This is a genomic window from Escherichia sp. TW14182, assembly GCF_000208525.1.
GTDB classification, from domain to species: Bacteria; Pseudomonadota; Gammaproteobacteria; order Enterobacterales; family Enterobacteriaceae; genus Escherichia; species Escherichia ruysiae.
Window position 1 is genome coordinate 1 of sequence record NZ_AEJZ01000503.1, and the last position, 1,209, is coordinate 1,209.

General features: G+C 35.1%; 1 protein-coding gene. It reads right to left on the reverse strand.

Annotated elements, in window-relative coordinates; translation table 11 throughout:
* On the reverse strand, positions 1–824 hold an 824-nt coding region (locus tag EQY_RS0123685; protein WP_000555661.1), incomplete at its 3' end, for a hypothetical protein.
* Between the last annotated feature and the right edge of the window lie 385 nt (positions 825–1,209).

Consider the following 1,209-nt stretch of genomic DNA (forward strand, 5'->3'; position numbering starts at 1 on the left):
TTAATTTTTAAGTCATTATCGTCCAGTTCTGCAGAAATGCCTTTTTTTAGTATGGTGTTATAGTTATATACAACAGTTCTATTCCCAATCTGCAGGCTTACTTTTATTGCGTCACATTTATCTTCAATTATTTCTATGATGTTTCCTAGTTTTTTACTTCTTAAGTCACGAAAACTCCCCATCATGCCTTCGTTAACTTTAATGAGCAAATCTGTCTTTATATTTGTCTTGTTGCGGCCAAATGAGTCCGTAATATCATCTAATGCGTTATATCCTTGCGCTCTAATTTGTTTTAATTCTGAGTCGAGAATATATTTTGGGATCTCTTTATGACACAAAGGATTTATTCTTGCTTCAAGATTAAATTGCTTTTTAAAATATTCGACTATGGCATCAGAAAGAATGCTTCGAGCGGAAACATTATCACTGGAGTGAAAGACTATAATGCCTTCTTCCAGTTCATCAGGTAGATATATTAAAATATAACGTTCTTTAAGTGTTACATCATGAACAGTCGTTCTGTAGTGAATTTTTTCGAGGGTTATGTCTTTTATTTCACTACTTTCTCCATATTTTCCAACTTTTATATAACCATGTATGGTTTTTTTATTGTCATCAAAGGTAAGTTTCTCATTTTGTTCTAGAGATATTTTTGTTTTTGAAACACCAAATTCAATAGGAGAGTTCTTATAAAGATTGAAGTAATCAACTAATAATTCATATGCGGTTTTTTTATTGCTTAAACCTAAATCATTTAATTTTTTGCTAGTTCGACTACCTTTATGTGTCAATATGCGAAATGAAAAAAAACTAATGCTGTGCATATAAAACCTTACTGGAACTTTTTAAATCTAAGGTGGGGTTATGTATAAAGAAAAAGCTACCGCAGGGCGACTCCACCCACCGATAGCACTTAACTGCTTGTTTGTAAACGATAATACATAAATTTTGGCCTATGTAAAGAGGGAGGTATCGTCAGAGCAAGGGGGATGTGTTAAGGGGTATTGGTAAAATTTGTGTTGAGGATAAAAACGGTTTGCGGGGAAAAAAGAGTTAAGTAGAATTGCTGCGGGTGCTTGAGGCTATCTGTCTCGGGCATGCCACCAAAGGCAGATAGAGAAAAGCCCCACCCGACTATAAATCGAAGTGAGGCCAGTCTTATGTCTCGACAACTGAAGATTAGCCTCTTACGTGCCGAAAGGCAAGGAG